This window comes from Clostridium sp. UBA5119 (assembly GCF_002414285.1).
Lineage (GTDB): Bacteria > Bacillota > Clostridia > Clostridiales > Clostridiaceae > Clostridium_J > Clostridium_J sulfidigenes.
This window is the reverse complement of sequence record NZ_DHYX01000038.1, coordinates 21,590-41,799: the sequence shown is the minus strand read 5'-3', so window position 1 is coordinate 41,799 and position 20,210 is coordinate 21,590. Positions and strand designations below refer to the sequence as shown.

Below are 20,210 nucleotides of genomic sequence, written 5' to 3'. Positions count from 1 at the left end.
GGAGGAATATAATATTATGATGGATTTTTTAATGGAAAATGGTGGAATAGTTATAGCGGCTATAGGAGTTGCTCTTGCAGCAGCATTACCTGGAATAGGGTCAGCAAAGGGTGTTGGTATAGTTGGTGAAGCAGCTACAGGACTTTTAGCAGAAGAACCANNAAAGCCTTAATTCTTGAATTACTTCCAGGTACTCAAGGATTATATGGATTCGTTATAGCACTTTTAGTATCTTTACAATTATCACCAGACATGTCTTTTGGTCAAGGTTTTTACCTATTTGCAGCTTGTCTTCCAATAGCTATAGCAGGATGGAAATCAGCTATATCTCAAGCGAAAACAGCAGCTTCAGCAGTTCAAATTTTAGCTAAGAGACCAGAGCACAACACAAAGGGTATTATATTAACTGTTATGGTTGAAACTTATGCACTTTTAGGATTTGTAATGTCTCTTCTACTAGTAATGAGTGGTAACTTTTAATTAAGGAAGTGAATAATATGTCTAATTTGGATAATCTTACTTCTAAAATTATAAAGGATGCAGAAGTAAAGAAAATTGAAATTTTAAATGAAGCTACCGTTAAAGCTGATGAAATAATTAAAAAGAAAACAGAAGAGGCCAATAAAAAAGCTTCTTCTATTTTAGAAAAAGCTGAGATGGAAAGTAAAACTATTAAAGAAAGAATTATCTCAAAAACTGATTTAGAAATAAGAAATAAGAAATTATTAGCAAAGCAACAAGTTATTGAGAAAGTATTTGAAACAGCTAAGGACAAATTAAAAGCTATGAATGCAGAAGAATTCACTAAATTTATAAAGAACTCTATTATGGCTTTAAACATCGATGGAGATGAAGAAATAATTATAAACCCAGTGGATAGAGAAAAGCTTCCTGAAAAGTTCTTAGCCGAGGTAAATAAGTCCTTAATATCTAAGGGCAAATTAGGAAATTTAAAATTTAATGTTAAAACTCATGAAATTGATGGTGGGTTTATCCTTAGTAAAAATGGAATTGAGATAAATAATTCCTTTGATGAACTTGTGAACTCACTTAAATATGAATTAGAGTATGAAGTTGGGAAAATATTGTTTACAGAATAGTAAGGAGGTATTTAAATGGACAGAATGGATTTTACCCATGCTGTAGCTCGATTAAGGGTAATGGAAAAAAAACTCCTTGATAAAAATAAAATTGAAAGATTATTAGATAGTGATGGTCCACAGGAAGTTTTAAAGATATTACAAGAAACTACTTATGGTGAACTTATTAATAATATAGATTCAGTTTACGATTATGAAAAAATCCTTAAGGAAGAGCTAGTGAATCTTTACAGCACTTTATATAAAATATCTCCTGTAAAAGAAATTATAGATATTATGAGTTTAAGATATGATTATCATAATATTAAAGTTTTATTAAAGGCAAAAGCCTTGGGCAAGGATTTATCTAATATTTTAATACCAATAGGAACAATTCCTTTAGAAGTTCTAAAAAACTGTATATTATCTGATGAATTAAAATCCTTAGATAAACATATTGAAGAAGTTATCACTAAGGTAGAAAAAGAGTTTGAGGTTAATTCTGATCCTCAAGTAATAGACACTCTTTTAGATAAATACATGTTTGAAGGTATGATAGAAAAAGCAAGGAATATAAATGTTCAGTATATAACTAGATATGTAAATGAGTCCATAGATATTACTAATATAAAGACTATGCTTAGAGTTAAAAAGCAAAATAAAGATGGTAGATTCCTTGAAGGTGTATTAATACCTGGTGGAACTATAAATCATAACTTTTTTATAGAAGGAATAAATGAATCCCTAGAAATCTTTACTAGTAAAATATCTAGAACCCCTTACTCAAAGGTACTACATACCATCTTAGAAGAATATATGGCTACAGGTAGCATTTCATCCCTAGATGTACTCTATGATAATTACATTATGGATCATGCAAGGGAAGCTAAAAGAGTTAACTTCGGACCAGAGCCTATCATTGCATATATAATTGCTAAAGAAACTGAAATAAAAATAATTAGAATTATTATGGTAGGAAAGATTAATAAGGTTGCTACTGAAGTTATCAGAGAAAGGTTGCGTGAACTATATGTATAAGATAGGTGTAGTTGGAGATAAAGATTCAATACTAGCATTTAAGGCCTTAGGAATTGATGTTTATCCAGCAGTTGAAGCTGAAGAAGCAAGAAAAATTGTAGATAAAATGGCTTTTGAAAATTATGCTGTAATATTTTTAACTGAGCAATTAGCTCAGCATTTAGAAGAAACTATTGAAAGGTATAATAAAAAGCTTATACCTGCAATTATACTTATACCAAGCAATCAAGGTACGCTAAATATTGGTAAACAAAAAATCAGCGATTATGTAGAAAAAGCTGTTGGAGTAAATATCTTATAGAAAGGTAGGTAAAAAACTTGAAGAATGGTACTATTGTTAAAGTTTCAGGTCCATTAGTAGTTGCTAAGGACATGGATAATGCTAATATATTTGACGTTGTAAAAGTTGGTGAAAAGGGACTTATTGGTGAAATCATTGAAATGAGAGGCGATAAAGCTTCCATTCAGGTTTATGAGGAAACTTCTGGTATAGGACCTGGAGACCCAGTAATTACAACAGGAGAACCATTAAGTATAGAACTTGGACCAGGATTAATTGAAGCTATGTTTGATGGTATTCAAAGACCACTTAATGCTTTGCAGGAAGCCGCAAATTCTCATTTCCTTAAAAAAGGTGTTGCAGTAAAATCACTAAACAGAACAAAAGTTTGGGAATTTAATGCCACAGCAAAGGTAGGAGATGAGGTAGAAGCTGGAGATATTATTGGAACAGTACAAGAAACTGCCGTAGTTCTTCACAAAATAATGGTTCCTTATGGAGTAAAAGGAAAGATTAAAGAAATAAAATCAGGTAACTTTACTATAGTTGAAACTGTATGTATTGTTGAAACTGAAAAGGGTGATAAAGAGTTAACCCTACTGCAAAAATGGCCAGCTAGAAAAGGAAGACCTTATGCTAGTAAGTTAAAGCCTATAGAACCAATGGTAACAGGACAAAGAGTTGTAGATACATTTTTCCCAGTAGCTAAAGGTGGAGCTGCTGCGGTACCAGGACCTTTCGGAGCTGGTAAAACAGTAGTTCAACACCAGATAGCTAAATGGGGAGATACAGAAATTGTTGTTTATGTTGGGTGTGGTGAACGTGGTAATGAAATGACAGACGTTCTTAATGAATTCCCAGAACTTAAAGATCCTAAAACTGGTGAAAGCTTAATGAAGAGAACAGTACTTATTGCTAATACTTCAAATATGCCAGTTGCAGCCCGTGAAGCTTGTATCTATACTGGTATAACTATAGCAGAATACTTTAGAGATATGGGATACTCAGTTTCTATAATGGCAGACTCTACTTCAAGATGGGCTGAGGCTCTTAGAGAAATGTCCGGTAGACTTGAAGAGATGCCTGGTGATGAAGGATATCCAGCTTACTTAGGATCAAGACTTGCAGATTACTATGAAAGAGCTGGTAAGGTTGTATGTTTAGGAAAAGATGGTAGACAAGGAGCAGTTACTGCCATTGGAGCCGTATCTCCTCCAGGTGGAGACTTATCTGAACCAGTTACTCAATCTACTTTAAGAATAGTTAAGGTTTTCTGGGGACTAGATGCTCAATTAGCTTATAAACGTCACTTCCCTTCAATAAACTGGTTAAGTTCATACTCATTATACTTAGATAGTATAGGTGAGTGGATGGATAATGAAGTAGCATCAGATTGGTCTCAACTAAGGATTGAAGCTATGACACTACTACAAGAAGAAGCTAGCCTTGATGAAATTGTTAGATTAGTAGGTATAGATGCATTATCTGAAAAGGATAGATTAAAATTAGAAGTTGCAAAGTCTCTTAGAGAAGATTATTTACAACAAAATGCTTTCCATGAAATAGACACTTATGCTTCACTTGGAAAACAACATAAAATGCTAAAATTAATTCTATTATTTAGAAAAGAAGCTGAACGTGCTTTAGAAGCTGGAGTTTATCTAAACAATATATTAAATTTACCTATTAGAGATAAAATTGCAAGAAGTAAATATATTGAAGAAAATAATATTGACACTATCAATAACATCGCTGAGGAATTAGTAGTAGAAATTAATAGATTAATTAGCGAAGGAGGGGTTCTAGATGCTTAAAGAATATAGAACGGTTACAGAAGTTGTAGGACCTTTGATGGTTGTTGAAGGTGTTGAAGGCGTTAAATATGATGAGTTAGTTGAAATAGAACTACAAACTGGAGAAAAGAGAAGAGGTAAAGTTCTAGAAGTTAATGGTTCTAAAGCAATGGTTCAACTTTTCGAAGGTTCATCTGGTATAAACTTAAAAGGTACTAAAGCTAAATTTCTAGGAAGACCTCTAGAACTTGGAGTATCTGAGGATATGTTAGGAAGAATATTTGATGGTATGGGAAATCCAAACGATGATGGTCCTAGTATAATAGCTGAAAAAAGAGTAGATATAAACGGTGAGCCAATTAACCCAGTATCAAGAGATTATCCATCTGAATTTATTCAAACTGGAATTTCTGCTATAGATGGGCTTAATACATTAGTTAGAGGTCAAAAACTACCTGTATTTTCAGGTTCAGGACTTCCACATGCACAATTAGCTGCTCAAATAGCACGTCAAGCTCAAGTTCTTAACTCAGATTCTAAGTTTGCCGTTGTATTTGGAGCTATAGGTATAACTTTTGAAGAAGCCCAATTCTTCGTAGATGAGTTTAAAAAGACTGGTGCTATAGATAAATCAGTACTATTCATGAACTTAGCTTCAGACCCGGCTATCGAGAGAATAGCTACACCTAGAATGGCTCTTACTACAGCTGAATATTTAGCTTATGAAAAAGGAATGCACGTACTTGTTATATTGACTGATATAANNAAACTACGCAGAAGCTTTAAGAGAAGTATCAGCTGCTAGAAAGGAAGTTCCAGGTAGACGTGGATACCCAGGATATCTTTATACTGATCTATCTACACTTTATGAAAGAGCTGGAAGATTAAAAGGTATAGAAGGATCTATCACTCAAATTCCGATTCTTACAATGCCAGAGGATGATAAGACTCACCCAATTCCAGACTTAACTGGATATATAACAGAAGGACAAATTATTTTATCTAGAGAGTTATATCAAAAGGGTATAATGCCTCCAATAGATGTATTACCTTCACTATCAAGACTTAAAGATAAAGGAATAGGTAAGGGTAAAACTAGAGAAGACCATGCAGATACTATGAACCAATTATTTTCAGCATATGCACAAGGTAAGCAAGCAAAAGAATTATCAGCAATTCTAGGTGAATCTGCTCTTTCAGATGCAGATAAAAAATATGCTAAGTTTGCTGAGGCTTTTGAAAATGAATATGTTTCTCAAGGATTTAATACAAATAGAAGCATAGAAGAAACTTTATCTCTTGGATGGAAGCTTCTAACCATACTTCCTACTACAGAGCTTAAGAGAATTAGAGATGAATACCTTGAAAAGTATATGCCTAAGGGAGATGAGGCATAGCATATGGCAAGATTAAATGTCAATCCTACTAGAATGGAGCTATCCAAATTAAAGAAAAGACTAGCTACAGCAACTAGAGGGCATAAACTTCTTAAAGATAAACAAGATGAATTAATGAGAAGGTTCATAGATTTAATAAAATATAACAATAAGTTACGTGGTGAAGTTGAAGATAAGCTTCAAGGTGCCTTTAAGGATTTCCTCATGGCATCAGCAGCTATATCACCTGAGTTCTTGGAAGAAGCCATTTCTTATCCTAAGGAAAGCATATCTTTAGAGCTAGCAGAAAAAAACATAATGAGTGTAAATGTACCTGTTATGAACTTCGTACGTAAGCTAGAAGGTGATTCAGGTAGTATATATCCTTATGGATTTTATAGTACTTCCTCAGAACTTGATAATTCTATAGAACAGCTTTATTTAATTCTTCCTAAGCTTCTAGAACTTGCAGAAGTAGAAAAGTCTTGTCAGCTTATGGCCGATGAGATTGAGAAGACAAGAAGAAGGGTAAACGCTCTAGAATATATGACAATTCCTCAGCTTCAAGAAACAATTAAGTATATTAAAATGAAGTTGGATGAAAATGAAAGAGGTGCTTTAAGCCGTCTAATGAAGGTAAAAGATATGATGGAAAAAGCACAGGCTGCAGCTGAGCAGATGTAAAAGAGGTAACCTCCGGGTTACCTCTTATTTTAATATTTGTTTACTTAAATTCCTTAATTAACTTTTCTATTTCATACATAGAGCTAACTTCTAGAAGCTCCATTCCCTTTGTCACCGTACTATTCTTTCTATTATAGAAGATAGGTAACATACCAGCTGATTTTGCTCCTATCATGTCATATTTATAACTATCTCCAATAAACCATATATCTGAAGGATCAACTCCAAGTTTTTTAGCCGCTAAGTCAAATAACAGTTTATTGGGTTTACGCAAACAGTACTCACAGCTAGACATTATAAATTGAAAATTAGTATTAAGACCACTTTCCTTTAATTCATATCTTAAAGTTTCAGAAGTAAAAGAAGAATTACTTAATGCAGCATACTTAATTTTCTTTTCATCTAAGATATTAAATAATGCTTGTACACCTTCGCTAGGCTTGCTCTTGAAGGCATACAGGCAAAAAATCTTCTCAATTTCTAACATATTAACCTTAAATTCAATATTAAAGTTTTCATATAAAAGTCGTTGAAAGCTTTGAAGACTAACTTCTATATCTACCATATCTCTTTTTCCAAAGGTTTCTTCGGTTAACTTTACTACTAACTCTTGAATTTCTTCTGCTGTTGCATTATATGGATTAATTGAGTTTTCTAATATCTTTTTAGTTCCTTCTATAGGATTATAATAATAATACTCTAGTACAGTATCTCCTAAGTGAAATAATATACCTAAAGGCTTTTTCATGAAATCACATCCTCTATCAATATAATAAATTTGAAAATATATGAATATTATACACTAACTTCAATATTATAGTTATAAATTTATGAATTATATTTATATAAATGGTATAATATAACTACTATTTTAAAATACATTCAATAAAAAATATGATTAAAAGGAAATAGGTTATGAATATTGTTAAATGTCAAAAACAAGATCTGTTAAGTATTTTTGATATAATTTCTAAGTGTAAAACTCATATGGAAAGCCATAACATCTATCAATGGAATGAATTTTATCCCAGTTTAGATATTATAGAAACTGATATTATTAGTGGTAATTGCTATTTGTTAAAAGACAACGGACTATCTATAGCATATTTCGCCATAGATGAAGAGCAATCCTCAGAGTACAATAACATAAATTGGATTACTCAAGGTGAAAAAGTATTAGTTATTCATAGATTAGCTGTACTTCCTGAATATCAAGGTAGGGGAATTGCAAAGAAAATATTAAAATTCATTGAAGAGTTTGCTGATGAAAATAAATATACATCTATCAGATTAGATGCTTATAGCGAAAATAGAAAAGCACTTAAATTATACGAGAATCATGGATATAAAAGAGTAGGTAAATTATATTTTCCTAATAGAGCGTTTCACTTTTATTGCTATGAGAAGAAGGTAAAAAACACGCCCATTCCAGAGATTTTAATTCCTATGTTAAATGAATATGATAAATCCCTAAGAGAAAACTTTCCTAATAAGATATTTGGTATATATATTTATAATTCAGTAGCACTAGGGTGTTTTAATGAGAAAACAAGCGATATAGATTTTATAACAATATTAAATGAGGAATTTGAAAATGAAGATATTGGTACCGTAGAAAAAGTCCATAGGAAAATAAGTAAAACTTTTGAATATGGTAATAGGATGGAAGGCATGTATATAACTAAGGATAAAGTAGGTAAGCTTAATTCAGAAATAAGTCCTTATATATACTTTTGTGATAATATTCTTCATTACTATGGCTATTACGATATTAATTATATTACTTGGTGGACATTAAAGTATTTTGGCATACCTATAAATTGCCCTGATGTTAACAGTTTATCTATAGAAGTGGATTGGTGTAGTATTATAGAGAATATGAACTACAATTTAAATAATTATTGGAAAGATAAATTAAGTGAAAATCATATATTTCTCCATGATGAATGGATTGAATTTGCAATTGCAACCCTATGCAGGATACTATATACCTTAGAAAATAAAGCTATAACCTCTAAAGACAAAGCTTTAGAATATGTAATAACTATTATACCTAAGGAGTACAGTTTAATTATAAAAGAATGTTTAAGACTTAGAGAGAGAAATTCTCATTCATCCCTTTACAATTCAACAGTTGAAAGAGAACATTCAGTTAAAAGCTTCATCAAATTTATCATAGATATTTGTAATGAAAATTATAGCTTATAGGAAAGGATTTATAAAAAATGCAAAATATAAAAATCATATTAGATAGTATAGTAGAAAGCTATAAAACCATATTAAAGGATAACCTGATAGGAATCTATATTCATGGTTCTTTAGCTATGGATTGTTTTAACCCTGATATAAGTGATATAGATTTTTTAGTAATAGTAAAAGAAAACCTAAACGCCAATGATAAAAGAAAGCTTGTAGATATTTTATTAGAACTATCTAAAGATGGACCAGGAAAAGGTTTGGAAATGAGTGTGCTTTTAGAAAAGGATGTTAAGAACTTTAAGCATCCAACTCCATATATACTTCACTATTCTAATGCATATAAAGCAACTTATGAAGCTAATCATAGCTATTTATGTGAAGATGGAGAAGATCCAGATTTAGCTGCTCATATTACAATAACAAGAGCTAGAGGGATTTGTATATATGGTAGCTCCATAGAAGATATATTTTCACCTGTACCAAGAAAAGACTATTTAAAATCAATTTATTTTGACATAGCAAATTCTAGAGAAGAAATTATAAAGTTGCCTATGTATACTATTCTTAATCTTTGTAGAGTTTTATATTATCTTAAAGAAGACGTTATTTGTTCAAAAAAAGAGGGTGGACAATGGGCATGCTCTAATCTTCCGAAGGAGTATATAAAGACTGTGGAAAAAGCTTTAAACTGCTATGAAAAAGGAGAAGAAGCTGATTTTAACGAAAAAGATCTAGTTAATTTTGCAGATTTTATTATGAACAATATAGATAACTATTTTAATAGTGAGGTGAAATAATGAATTATTTAAATCGTGCTATAGAATTACATAAAGAAGCTGAAGATATAATTTATAAAGAAGGTATTGACTCTATTCTAAAGAAATATGGACAAGTTAATTATACTGGTAGTTATAGATTTAATTTAATGGCCTGGGAAGATATTGATATGAACATGGTAATGAATGGAGAAGAATTTTCTTTAGATAATTTCTTTAAAATGGGGAGTGAACTTGCAAAGATAAAGAACATTAAACTAATGAAATTTCAAGACTTTGTTAATTACCCTAAGAAAGGACTTCCAAAGGGATTTTATTGGGGAATCCAATATGAAAGTAAGATCACCGATAAAACTTGGAAAATGGATTTGTGGATTGTAGATAAAGAAAGTTTTGAATTTAATAAAAACTATGTCTCTAAAGTAATTAAAAATTTAAATGAAGAAAACAGGAGCTTAATCTTAAATGTAAAAAACTCCATTATAACTGAAGAAGGAAGAACTCCATTTACCAGTGGATATTACATTTATGAGGCAATATTATTCAAAGGATTAAAAGATAAAGAACGTATATTTAATTATTTAAAAGAGAAGGGCATTAAAATATAGATTAAAGCTTTAATAAATATATAATATGACAAGGAGTGAGATAGTTGTTTAAATTAGTTAAACCCACATTATCTATGGAGAAAGAATATGTAGACTATATTACTGAATGGGAAGCTACTGAAGAAAAGATTGTTCCAAATGCAGCTAAACGAGATAGCATGAGTTTCAAAGAGTTAGTAAATAAGTGGAAAGAATATGAGTCAGAAAGTATCTATGAGAAAGGATTAGTACCTTCTTCAATATATTTTTTAATGGATGAAGACAAAATAATTTATGGAGCTATAGATATTAGGCATGAGCTAAATGACTACTTATTACAATATGGAGGACATATTGGATATGGAATAAGACCTTCTCATCGGAGAAAAGGTTATGCTTCTCAAATGTTAACTCTAGCACTACCTATAGTAAAAGAATTAGGTATAAGTAAAGCCTTAATTACTTGTGATAAAAATAATACAGGTTCAGCTAAAACCATTATGAATAATGGTGGAATTTTAGAAAATGAAGTTATAAATGGAGATGAAATAACTCAAAGATATTGGATAGAACTTCGGTAAAAACATCAGTTTTAAGTATTATTCTTATTATGAGCAACCTTAATTTATATTATTTAATATAAAAATATATCTAATAATTAGAACAGGAGAAATTAATATAATGAATGAGTCAATTGTAAATGAAATTTGTCTTAAGAGTTTTAATGAATATCCAAGTAGAATTAAATTTTTTGAAATAGGATATGGCAATTATGTATATAAAATATGTTTTGGTGAAGAAACCTTTGTACTAAGAATAAACAATGATAAACATGCTTATAAAGATACTATATATTGACTTAATAGATTGCAACCTCTAAACCTTCCGATTCCTTCAATCATTGATAATGGAAAGTATAATGAATTTTCATATCTAGTTTTGAGTTACATACATGGAGACGATTTAGGAAATATATATTTAAATTTGTCAGATGAAGAAAAAAGAGATATTGCAAGAAATATAGTAAACACACAAAATAAAGTATCAACTTTACCTAAAAATTCTGGATATGGGGATCTAACTTCCTATAATGATAAAAGTTATAAAAAAACATGGAAAGAGGTTATACTAGAACATCTTAATAGGTCTAGGTTAAGAATAAAAGAAAATAATATATTTGATTATAGAAAAGTAGATAGTGTAGAAGTTCTTTTAGAAAAATGAATGAAATGAATTCATTGGAAATTGAAAGAAAAATACTCAAATTATATACATTAGTGTTTTGTTTAGATTTTATGGGTGAAAAAGGAATGAAATTCAAAGATAAAGTTATAAAAGTGAGTACTTCACAAATTAAAATGTTAAATGAAATGTACGATAATCTTTATAATGAGATAAATCACGTATAAAAATAAAAACCATCTTCGAAAAGATGGCTTTTATTTTATACTTCTACAGCCTTTAATTCAGCTGCAACTATAACTCCCTCATCATCAATTTCTATGAAGCCTATATATTTCCCCTTAGCCCAGGGAGAAGGTTTAGGGATACTGCCAGGATTCATAAATATAATATTTCTATATTCTTCTTTAAGAGGTATATGGGTATGACCAAAGAGTACCACATCAGCACCAATGCTCTCTGCTTTTATAGCTATACTATTCATGGTACTTTTCACCTTATATAAATCTCCATGGGTAAAGAAAATTTTTACTCCATTAATAGTAAGAGTATCTTCTTTAGGATATGTTTTAGAAAAATCACAGTTTCCAGCCACTGCATATATTTCACCTTTGAAAGTTTTTTCTAAGAGTTTTACGTCTTCTATGCAATCTCCTAGATGAATAACTATATCAGATTTTAAATCATTTATATATTTTGAAGCTACTTTTAAAGCTCTTTCATTATGATGAGTATCACCAATAAAAGCAATTTTCATGTTATCCCTCCAATAAGTATATATTTCCGTAAAATATTATACCATTATTCTTAAGTAACAAACATAAATGATGCTATTTTATTCTAATATTCTAATGACATATCCTCTGAAATCCCCATGAACAGTACAACTATTTAACTATTTATATTTTTTCATAGTTTAATAGTTTCCTACATAAAAATAGAAATAGTTCCATATATAAATATTTACATATAGAACTATTTCTTAATATTAAAGCTACTATTTTTTATTGAGACAATATAAAAATCTAATCATATTTATGCCTGCTAGTCCTACTAATATATATATTGCTCTAACTAGCATATCTGAAAAACTAAAGATGAAATGAACAAGATCAAAATTGAAGAGTCCAAATATTCCCCAATTAATTGCGCCTATAATAACAAGTACAAATGATATTTTGTCTAATAAACTAATTTTGCACATAAAAACTTCCCCCCATTTTTATTATATTATGATATGTTTTAATCCATTAATATATTTTTATGTTTAATATATATGATATATTTGGATAAAATAGAACAATAAGAATAACCTATTATTATAAGTAACACGAATTTTAATTGGACTTATATTTATATAATATGTTATAATAGTGAATGATATTAGATAAAAAAACATTTTTGTACGGAGGTTACTATGAGAGATACATATAATTCACCATTAAATTCTAGATATGCATCTAAGGAAATGAGCTATATTTTTTCTGAGGAGATGAAATTTAAAACTTGGAGAAAGCTTTGGGTTGCATTAGCCGAGGGAGAGCAAGAATTAGGATTAAATATTACTGATGAACAAATAAAAGAGCTTAGAGACAATATTGAAAACATTGACTATGAATTAGCTGCTGCTAGAGAAAAAGAAGTTAGACATGATGTAATGAGTCATGTATATGCTTATGGGATTGTAGCTCCATCAGCTAAAGGAATAATACATCTAGGAGCTACTAGCTGTTATGTAGGCGACAATACGGACCTACTTATTATGAGAGATGCTCTTATATTAATTAGAAAAAAAGTAATAAATGTGTTAGATCAACTAAGCAAGTTTGCTTTAAAATATAAAGACGTTCCAACTCTTGGATTTACACATCTTCAACCGGCTCAGCTTACAACTGTAGGAAAGAGAGCTACTCTTTGGATGCAAGAGCTATTAATGGATTTAGAAAACCTTGATTTTGCAATTGATAAAATGAAATTTAGAGGAGTTAAGGGAACAACAGGAACTCAAGCTAGCTTTATGTCTTTATTTAACAATGATGAAGAAAAAGTTAAAGAGCTAGATAAAATTGTATGTAAAAAAATGGGCTTTGAAAAAGCATATCCTGTTACTGGCCAAACTTACTCTAGAAAATTAGATTCTATAATATTAAATACATTATCTGAAGTAGCACAAAGTGCATACAAATTTAGTAATGATATGAGACTTCTTCAAAACATGAAGGAAATGGAAGAACCTTTTGAAAAGCATCAGATAGGATCTTCAGCTATGGCATATAAGAGAAATCCTATGAGAAGTGAAAGAATTAGTGCACTTTCAAGATATATAATTGTAAACTCTCTTAACCCGGCAATTACTGCTGCAACTCAATGGTTTGAAAGAACACTAGATGATTCTGCTAATAAACGTATATCCGTTGCAGAAGCTTTCTTAGCTCTTGATGGAGTGCTTAACCTGTATATANNAGTTACCATTTATGGCTACAGAAAATATTATGATGGAAGCTGTTAAGCGTGGAGGGGATAGACAAGAACTTCATGAAAAAATAAGAGTACATTCTTTAGCTGCTGCAAGACAAGTAAAAGAGTTTGGAGAAAAGAATGATTTAATAGAAAGAATATTAGCTGATGAATCCTTTGGATTATCAAAAGAAGAGATTCTATCTATAATAGATCCAAGTAAGTTCACTGGAAGATCTAGTGGGCAGGTAGTTGATTTTATAGAGGAATATATAAACCCAATATTAGAAGCTCATAAAAATGAATTAGGTGAAGAAGTAGAAATAAACGTATAATAAAATAAGCTGGAATGCTAATGCATTTCAGCTTATTTTTATGATGCCAAAGAGAATAAATCCCACAGTATTAATAGCTAAATTAGCGGACATATGAACTATCCATGAGACATAAATATTATTAAACCTTTCATTAAGGTAATTAAAAAGAAGTCCAGCTATAAATAGTGAAACTATAAGCAAAATGAACAGTGGGGGAGTAAACCAATTATTCATAATAGCCACATGATAAATTGCAAAGGCTAAAGCACTAAAAATATAAGCAGCTTTTCTTGAACTTACCTGTTTTAAAGATAAGAAGGAAAAACCACGGAAGAAAAACTCTTCCAAAAGGGAATTAACTGATGTAATATATAGTGCTACAAATAAAAAGTTTTCTTTAGTTACTCCTAAATTATTCTCTAAATTAGTAGTAACCATAGAAAAATCAAAAAATGGACCTAGAATAAAATAAGCTCCTAGTATAAAGACATATACAACTATACCAAATATAAGTGCAAAAAATATACTTTTTTTACTTCCTTTAAAAAGTGCTTTAAAGGAAATAGCTCTCTCTTTTATACATACAATTAAGGGCAATAGTAAAAAGATACATATTTTTATTAAAGACTTTGTAAAATAATTAGGTACAATTAAAATTTCCACTAAGGCCATGATAATACAACCTAATATTACTACTAAAATAATAGATAGAGTGGCTTGTTTATTTTCCATAGATCATCCTCCTTGAAAATTTTATGTATATATCTTTAAATACTGACTCAAGGGTTTAAAATAATTATAGCATATTATTTTTCTAAAATAGAAAGTATATCCTTAATTGACTATAGTAATTCATTATGATAATATTTAGTTAACTTAATACTCGGGAGCTTGTGTACAGGCTGAGAGGGAGTGTAAACTTCGACCGTACCTGATTTGGATAATGCCAACGTAGGAAGTAGATTTATATAATTATAGGTATACCACTTAGTTGGTATGCCTTTTATTTTTGTGCATATAAGGGAGGGCAAGTAATTTAAAAATATTGATTTTGAGGGGATGATATGTAATGTTAAAAACAAAAAAACTAACTTTAGCTGGAATTTTCATAGCCATGGGAGTTATTTTATCTACAGTTATAGTTATACCAGTAGGAGTTGCAAAATGTGCTCCAGTTCAACATTTGATAAATGTTTTATCAGCTGTTATTTTAGGACCTTTTTATGGAATAGCTATAGCTTTCCTTACTTCCACAATTAGAGTGCTTATTGGTACAGGTACTTTCCTAGCTTTTCCTGGAAGTATGTGTGGAGCTCTTTTAGCTGGAATCCTATATAAATATAATAAAAAAATAACTATGGCATCCATAGGAGAAATCTTCGGTACTGGGGTAATAGGAGCTTTAATAGCCTATCCGGTAGCAAAGTTCATCCTATCAAAGGAAGCCGCGCTATGGGGCTTTGTGGTGCCATTTAGCGTAAGCTCTATTGGTGGCACACTAATTGCTATACTATTTTTAATAGCTCTTAAAAAAACAGGAGTATTAGATAAAGTTTCTAATGAAGGTAATTAGAGCTTAATATCTTAGTATCTTAGTATTTTAAAATAGATCTTAGGGAGAGGATATAAAATGATTAAAGATATTTTAGATTCAACAAGAAAAACTAACCCTCTTGTGCACAATATAACTAATTATGTAGCTGCTAATGATTGTGCTAATATAACCTTAGCTTGTGGTGGTTCTCCTATTATGTCAGATGATCCAGAGGAAGTAGAGGAGATAACCACCTTCTGTAATGCTTTAGTAATGAATTTAGGTACTTTAAATCCAAGAAAGCTAGAAGCCATGATTAAGGCAGGGAGGAGAGCTAATAAATTAAAGCATCCTGTAATATTAGATCCTGTAGGTATTGGCGCATCATCCTTTAGACAACAGGCTGTAAAGGAACTTTTAAACACTGTAGATTTTCAAGTTATAAAAGGTAATATATCTGAAATAAAAACTATAGGAAAGAAAAAAACACTATGTAAGGGTGTAGATGCCAGTGAAATTGAGTCTATAACCGAAAATAATATAGAAGGTGCAATTACTCTAGCCAGGGAACTTTCTAAGGATCTAGGGGCAATTATAGCCATTACAGGGGCTATAGATATAGTTGCAGATAAAGATTTAGTATATATTATTAGAAATGGGCATCCATCTATGAGAAATGTCACCGGAACAGGATGTATGCTTTCATCAATTATAGGAGTTTTAGTTGGTGCTAATCCTCATAAAATCTTTGATTCAACGGTAACTGCTTTCTGCATTATGGGAGTATGTGGTGAACTTGCTTATAATAAAATAGTAGAAAAGTTTCAGGGAAGTGGATCTTTAAAAATACATTTGATCGATTATGTGGGTAATATGGATTATAAAATTCTAGAAGAGAAAATAAAAATAGAAAAGTTTTTTAAAAATTAAAGGATTTTTACCTCTCTTCATAGAATAATTAATGTCGTGAAATGTAAGTTTCGCGACATTATGCTATAAAAATTAAAGGGGAATGGATTTTATGGATTCTAAATTAAATTATATGCAAGATAATTCTCTACCAAAAATACTAAAGGATTATTTAAGTTACCTTTCTTCTGTTAAAGGTGTTTCTAGCAATACTTTAGTTGCCTACGCTTATGATCTAACTTTATTCTTTAAATTTCTTAAAGTACATAATAATGAAGTAACTTTATCACAGGATGTAATCTTTGAAAGTATTCCTATTGATAACATCTCTTCTGATTATCTTAAAAATTTAGAATTGGTTGATTTTTACACCTATCTATCCTTTTTAGAGAATATGAGAGAAAATGGAACCTATGCAAAGGCAAGAAAAGTTGCCTCTCTAAAGTCCTTTTTTCACTATTTATGTTCTAAAGCTAAAATTATACCTACAGACCCTACTTTAGACTTAGAAAGTCCTAAAATAGGAAAGCGCTCCCCCATTTACTTAACCTTGGATGAAAGTAGAGACTTATTAGCTGTAGCTAATAATAGAGATAAAAATTCACCTAGGGATTTATGTATAATTACCCTATTTTTAAATTGTGGTGTGAGACTATCAGAGCTTTGCAGCATCAATATTGCTAATATTAAAGGTGATACCCTTACTGTCATTGGTAAAGGAAATAAAGAAAGGACTATATATCTTAATAAAGCATCCATTAAGGCTATAAACAAGTATCTTGTTGTAAGAAATGATATTGCAGATAAAGTTCATAGTGAGGATAGAGAGGCTCTATTCATAAGTGGAAAGTATAGAAGAATTAATAAACGCACTGTAGAAAGAATAATAAAAAAATATGTAGGTGCAGCAGGTCTTGATACTGATAAATACACACCTCATAAATTAAGGCATACCTCTGCAACATTACTTCATAAACATGGTGGTGTAGATGTTAAAACTCTACAAGAGATATTAGGTCATGAAAATGTTAGTACTACACAAATATATGTTCATGTTGATGATGAAACCCTAAGAGAGGCAATTAACACTCACCCCTTAGGAGATGAGTAATAAAGAAGGATATCAGCTATCAAATCTATGGCTGCTATCCTTCTTTTTATTAGTTTTTATATTTTCTATCTCTCAATTCAGATATACGCCTGCTCGTATTCAAAAATTCTTTTTCATAATTTAACTTAGCATCCTTTTCTAATGAAGGATCATCTAGTAAACCACTTAGCTGAGAAAGTCGACACTGAAGCATTAATATTTCATCTTTATTAATCTTTAATTTAATGTTTCTAGCCTTAGTATAAGTGAAAAACTCAATTATTTCAGTCTGATTTCCAGTAAAATTAATAATTTTATTATTTTCTATTTTTAGAATTCTATTACATACTGTAGAAATTAAATGTCTATCATGGGAAACTACCAAAGCTGTTCCAGAATAACTTTTTAAAAGCAAACTTACACTTTCTTTAGATAAGATATCCATATAATTAGTTGGCTCATCAAGAATTATTAAATCAGGATTTTCAATGATTATTTTAGTAAATATTACTCTGCATTTTTCTCCCATACTTAAGTTTTTAATTAATGTATTTACTCTATCCCCTTTTATAAATACACTTCCCAAATATAACCGAATTATATTTTCAGTTTCATTGGTGGTTAATAAATAGTCTAATATAGTTATTTCTTCATTTACTACTTCTAGATATTGAGATAAACTGCTAATTTTCATATTTGGGTTTAAATAAACATCACCAATGTAATTCTTATCTTCACCTAGAAGAATATTTAGTAATGTAGTCTTCCCACTACCATTATTACCAATGATGCCGACTTTATCTCCACCATTTATAGTAAAATTTCCATCTTTAAATAATAATTTCTTATCAAAGGATTTACTAAGATTTTCAACTCTTATGGCTGTTTTAAAACTATTATTATTATTAAGTATAAGTTTAATTGAAGAATTATCCTTTATTCTTTCAACTCCATTTTCTTTTAATTTTTCTAACTTTTTTTCTTTTGATCTCATTATAGAAACATGTTTTTTACTTAATGCTCTTAAGTGGTCATTAGTACCCGCCATTTTGTGTGCTTTGTTAAACCATTGTTTTCTTTGACTAATATTTTCTTTCAAAGCCCTTATTTCCTGTTGTTGTTTGTTATATAAATTTTCATTAGTTATTTTTTCCATCAACAGTTGTTTTTCATAAGAAGAATAATTACCTTCATAGATTTTTATTCCGTTATTGCTTAAAACAAAGGTCTTATTTGTAACTTCATCCAAAAAAAACCTATCGTGACTTATTATAATCATAGGTTTATTTATAGAATTTATAAGTCTTTCTAACCATTGAACACCGCTTAAATCTAAATGATTTGTAGGCTCATCTAGTATAAACAAATCATAGTTACTATGAAATATATTAAGAATTTCTTTTTTAGTAGCTTCACCACCACTTAAAAAAGTATTATTATTACATAAGTTTTCATCTATAATTCCGATAAGAATATTTGAAGGAATATAATTGATACTTCCTTCATCGTAGGATATCTCCTTAGTTATTATTTGTTTTAAGGTACTTTTACCTACGCCATTTTCTCCTACAAGACCTATCTTAAAATTATCTCCTATTTCAAAACTTATATTTTTTAAAATTGTGCGATTTTGAAAGGATTTAGAAATATTTTTTATAATTATCTTACCCATTTATAACACTCCTTTTAATAAAGTCTATCAAAAGGCAATGGTGGTACTTCAATTTTAAGAAACAAAAAAGGTTTTAATCACAATAAGCAATTAAAACCAAACTTACAACTCTATTATTAATTCATATAATATAGACTGGTTAAGGGTAAATAGAAACTATTAAGTAAACTATAGTTACATACCTTTACTTACCAAAACAGTCTTATACTTATTATATGATTAGAATTAAAAGAATAGATTACCACTGCCTAATTAATTGCATAACAAAAATATAAAATTATATTTAAATTGTAATAAATATTTATTTTGTTATGCCTATAAAATTAATTAAGAATAGTAATGCTCATTCTTTTGTACCTCCGTAGTAATATATTATAAAACTATTATATCATATATAATAGTTTTGTGTAGCTATCTTTTATTATTTACTATATATAAACCTGGATATTCTTCATGTAGTAGTCCATCCGTACCCGTTTCTTCCATAAGTTCATCCATGCCTTCTATATCAGATATATAATCCCAATTAGATTCATCATCGAGAGCATCTATATATGGTATTTCATCTTCTTCTAATGGTACTACACCTTCTTCAAAGCTATCCTCTTCTTCAATTGTATCAAAATCACTAAAGTCTTCCAAATTAATTTTGATTTCTTCCTCTTTGTTTTTTTCAAATACCTCATCTATTTTTACTGCCTTAACATCATATCCTTCAATCTCTAGACATTTACCACAGTTATCACAGATCTTATCCCTATTATATTCACATATATTGCANNCTCTCCACAATCATTGCATACCTTCTTTTCATCAAAAATACAGTATTTCATTATCATCACTTCCTGTTTTATCTTTATTAAATCATTAGACTATTTTAACAAAACTATTGAAAAACATCAACTAAAAATAAATCTAAATTTTTTTAAATTTATATAGACATTTTTGAATATATAAATTATTATATATTTATATGTTTTTTACATATAGATTATTTTAAGGAGGTTCTAAGTATGGCAAGTTCATATTCCTTTGATGTGGTTTCTGAAATTAATATGCAAGAAGTTGATAATGCTATTAATCAAGCCCTAAAGGAAATTAAACAAAGATATGACTTTAAAGGTACTAAGACAGAAATAACTTTACTAAAAGATGAAGTTAAGCTCATATCTGACGATGAGTTTAAGTTAGATACTGTAATCGATATACTCAAGGGAAAATTCATTAAAAGAGGCGT

General features: G+C 29.8%; 20 protein-coding genes, 3 pseudogenes and 1 riboswitch. Of the genes and pseudogenes, 18 read left to right on the top strand and 5 right to left on the bottom strand.

Translation table 11 applies throughout. The features are described 5' to 3' along the window. Positions 1–16 precede the first annotated feature (16 nt). The 7 genes and pseudogenes from B2671_RS05230 (at position 17) to B2671_RS05200 (ending at position 6,250) form a co-directional block, all read left to right on the top strand. Positions 17–480 (top strand): annotated as a pseudogene (locus tag B2671_RS05230) (V-type ATP synthase subunit K). A gap of 17 nt (positions 481–497) precedes the next feature. Beyond that, complete coding sequence (locus B2671_RS05225) at positions 498–1,100, top strand: V-type ATP synthase subunit E (RefSeq protein WP_346869468.1); 603 nt, start codon at positions 498–500, stop codon at positions 1,098–1,100. A gap of 15 nt (positions 1,101–1,115) precedes the next feature. Then, entirely contained in the window at positions 1,116–2,117 is a 1,002-nt protein-coding gene (locus B2671_RS05220) for a V-type ATP synthase subunit C (protein WP_346869467.1), read from the top strand. After that, positions 2,110–2,418, top strand: a complete 309-nt coding sequence (locus B2671_RS05215) for a V-type ATP synthase subunit F (RefSeq protein ID WP_035131363.1) — start codon at positions 2,110–2,112, stop codon at positions 2,416–2,418. The genes B2671_RS05220 and B2671_RS05215 overlap by 8 nt, the downstream gene beginning before the upstream one ends. A gap of 17 nt (positions 2,419–2,435) precedes the next feature. Continuing rightward, positions 2,436–4,211, top strand: coding sequence for a V-type ATP synthase subunit A (locus B2671_RS05210; protein ID WP_346869466.1), 1,776 nt, complete (start codon positions 2,436–2,438; stop codon positions 4,209–4,211). Next, positions 4,204–5,587: pseudogene (locus B2671_RS05205) on the top strand (V-type ATP synthase subunit B). Before B2671_RS05210 ends, B2671_RS05205 begins: the two are co-directional and overlap by 8 nt. Positions 5,588–5,590: 3 nt before the next feature. Continuing rightward, the gene (locus tag B2671_RS05200; protein ID WP_035131357.1) at positions 5,591–6,250 is read left to right on the top strand and encodes a V-type ATP synthase subunit D; all 660 of its coding nucleotides are present in this window, start codon (positions 5,591–5,593) and stop codon (positions 6,248–6,250) included. Between the two features lie 40 nt (positions 6,251–6,290). Here the strand turns inward: B2671_RS05200 and B2671_RS05195 are convergent, their stop codons facing one another. Continuing rightward, complete coding sequence (locus B2671_RS05195; protein ID WP_346869465.1) at positions 6,291–6,998, bottom strand: HAD family hydrolase; 708 nt, start codon at positions 6,996–6,998, stop codon at positions 6,291–6,293. Positions 6,999–7,165: 167 nt separating this feature from the next. Here B2671_RS05195 and B2671_RS05190 point away from each other — a divergent pair, with 167 nt between their 5' ends. The 6 genes from B2671_RS05190 (at position 7,166) to B2671_RS05165 (ending at position 11,036) form a co-directional block, all read left to right on the top strand. Then, the gene (locus B2671_RS05190) at positions 7,166–8,458 is read left to right on the top strand and encodes a GNAT family N-acetyltransferase (protein ID WP_346869464.1); all 1,293 of its coding nucleotides are present in this window, start codon (positions 7,166–7,168) and stop codon (positions 8,456–8,458) included. A 17-nt stretch (positions 8,459–8,475) separates the two neighbouring features. After that, the gene (locus tag B2671_RS05185; RefSeq protein WP_346869463.1) at positions 8,476–9,246 is read left to right on the top strand and encodes an aminoglycoside adenylyltransferase domain-containing protein; all 771 of its coding nucleotides are present in this window, start codon (positions 8,476–8,478) and stop codon (positions 9,244–9,246) included. Continuing rightward, positions 9,246–9,833: a hypothetical protein gene (locus B2671_RS05180; protein ID WP_346869462.1), complete on the top strand. Its 588-nt coding sequence runs from the start codon at positions 9,246–9,248 to the stop codon at positions 9,831–9,833. The genes B2671_RS05185 and B2671_RS05180 overlap by 1 nt, the downstream gene beginning before the upstream one ends. Positions 9,834–9,877: 44 nt before the next feature. Continuing rightward, positions 9,878–10,393 (top strand): GNAT family N-acetyltransferase, encoded by a 516-nt coding sequence (locus B2671_RS05175; RefSeq protein ID WP_346869461.1) that lies wholly within the window; start codon positions 9,878–9,880, stop codon positions 10,391–10,393. 100 nt (positions 10,394–10,493) lie between these two features. Further along, the gene (locus B2671_RS05170; protein WP_346869460.1) at positions 10,494–10,670 is read left to right on the top strand and encodes a hypothetical protein; all 177 of its coding nucleotides are present in this window, start codon (positions 10,494–10,496) and stop codon (positions 10,668–10,670) included. A gap of 126 nt (positions 10,671–10,796) precedes the next feature. Beyond that, a complete protein-coding gene (locus B2671_RS05165) occupies positions 10,797–11,036 on the top strand; it encodes a hypothetical protein (RefSeq protein ID WP_346869459.1) in 240 nt (79 codons plus the stop codon). 220 nt (positions 11,037–11,256) lie between these two features. Here the strand turns inward: B2671_RS05165 and B2671_RS05160 are convergent, their stop codons facing one another. After that, the gene (locus B2671_RS05160) at positions 11,257–11,751 is read right to left on the bottom strand and encodes a metallophosphoesterase (RefSeq protein ID WP_346869458.1); all 495 of its coding nucleotides are present in this window, start codon (positions 11,749–11,751) and stop codon (positions 11,257–11,259) included. A 240-nt stretch (positions 11,752–11,991) separates the two neighbouring features. Then, positions 11,992–12,198 carry a DUF378 domain-containing protein gene (locus tag B2671_RS05155; protein ID WP_150845516.1) on the bottom strand — a complete coding sequence of 69 codons (207 nt, stop codon included), beginning with the start codon at positions 12,196–12,198 and terminating at the stop codon, positions 11,992–11,994. A gap of 213 nt (positions 12,199–12,411) precedes the next feature. Here B2671_RS05155 and B2671_RS05150 point away from each other — a divergent pair. Further along, a pseudogene (locus B2671_RS05150) lies at positions 12,412–13,786 on the top strand (adenylosuccinate lyase). A gap of 27 nt (positions 13,787–13,813) precedes the next feature. On the opposite strand, the gene B2671_RS05145 reads toward B2671_RS05150, so the two are convergent. Next, positions 13,814–14,500: a type II CAAX endopeptidase family protein gene (locus B2671_RS05145; RefSeq protein WP_346869457.1), complete on the bottom strand. Its 687-nt coding sequence runs from the start codon at positions 14,498–14,500 to the stop codon at positions 13,814–13,816. A 141-nt stretch (positions 14,501–14,641) separates the two neighbouring features. Further along, positions 14,642–14,743: riboswitch (TPP riboswitch) on the top strand. Positions 14,744–14,837: 94 nt separating this feature from the next. Here B2671_RS05145 and thiW point away from each other — a divergent pair. The 3 genes from thiW (at position 14,838) to B2671_RS05130 (ending at position 17,322) form a co-directional block, all read left to right on the top strand. Next, entirely contained in the window at positions 14,838–15,341 is a 504-nt protein-coding gene (gene thiW / locus B2671_RS05140; RefSeq protein WP_346869456.1) for an energy coupling factor transporter S component ThiW, read from the top strand. Between the two features lie 57 nt (positions 15,342–15,398). Further along, positions 15,399–16,232, top strand: coding sequence for a hydroxyethylthiazole kinase (thiM, locus tag B2671_RS05135; RefSeq protein WP_346869455.1), 834 nt, complete (start codon positions 15,399–15,401; stop codon positions 16,230–16,232). Between the two features lie 91 nt (positions 16,233–16,323). Beyond that, positions 16,324–17,322 (top strand): tyrosine recombinase XerC, encoded by a 999-nt coding sequence (locus tag B2671_RS05130; protein WP_346869454.1) that lies wholly within the window; start codon positions 16,324–16,326, stop codon positions 17,320–17,322. A 49-nt stretch (positions 17,323–17,371) separates the two neighbouring features. Here the strand turns inward: B2671_RS05130 and B2671_RS05125 are convergent, their stop codons facing one another. Further along, positions 17,372–18,973 carry an ABC-F family ATP-binding cassette domain-containing protein gene (locus tag B2671_RS05125; protein WP_346869453.1) on the bottom strand — a complete coding sequence of 534 codons (1,602 nt, stop codon included), beginning with the start codon at positions 18,971–18,973 and terminating at the stop codon, positions 17,372–17,374. A gap of 1,013 nt (positions 18,974–19,986) precedes the next feature. Between B2671_RS05125 and B2671_RS05120 the strand changes: the two genes are divergently transcribed. Beyond that, positions 19,987–20,210: DUF520 family protein (locus tag B2671_RS05120; protein WP_346869452.1), on the top strand; the 224-nt coding region annotated here is incomplete at its 3' end.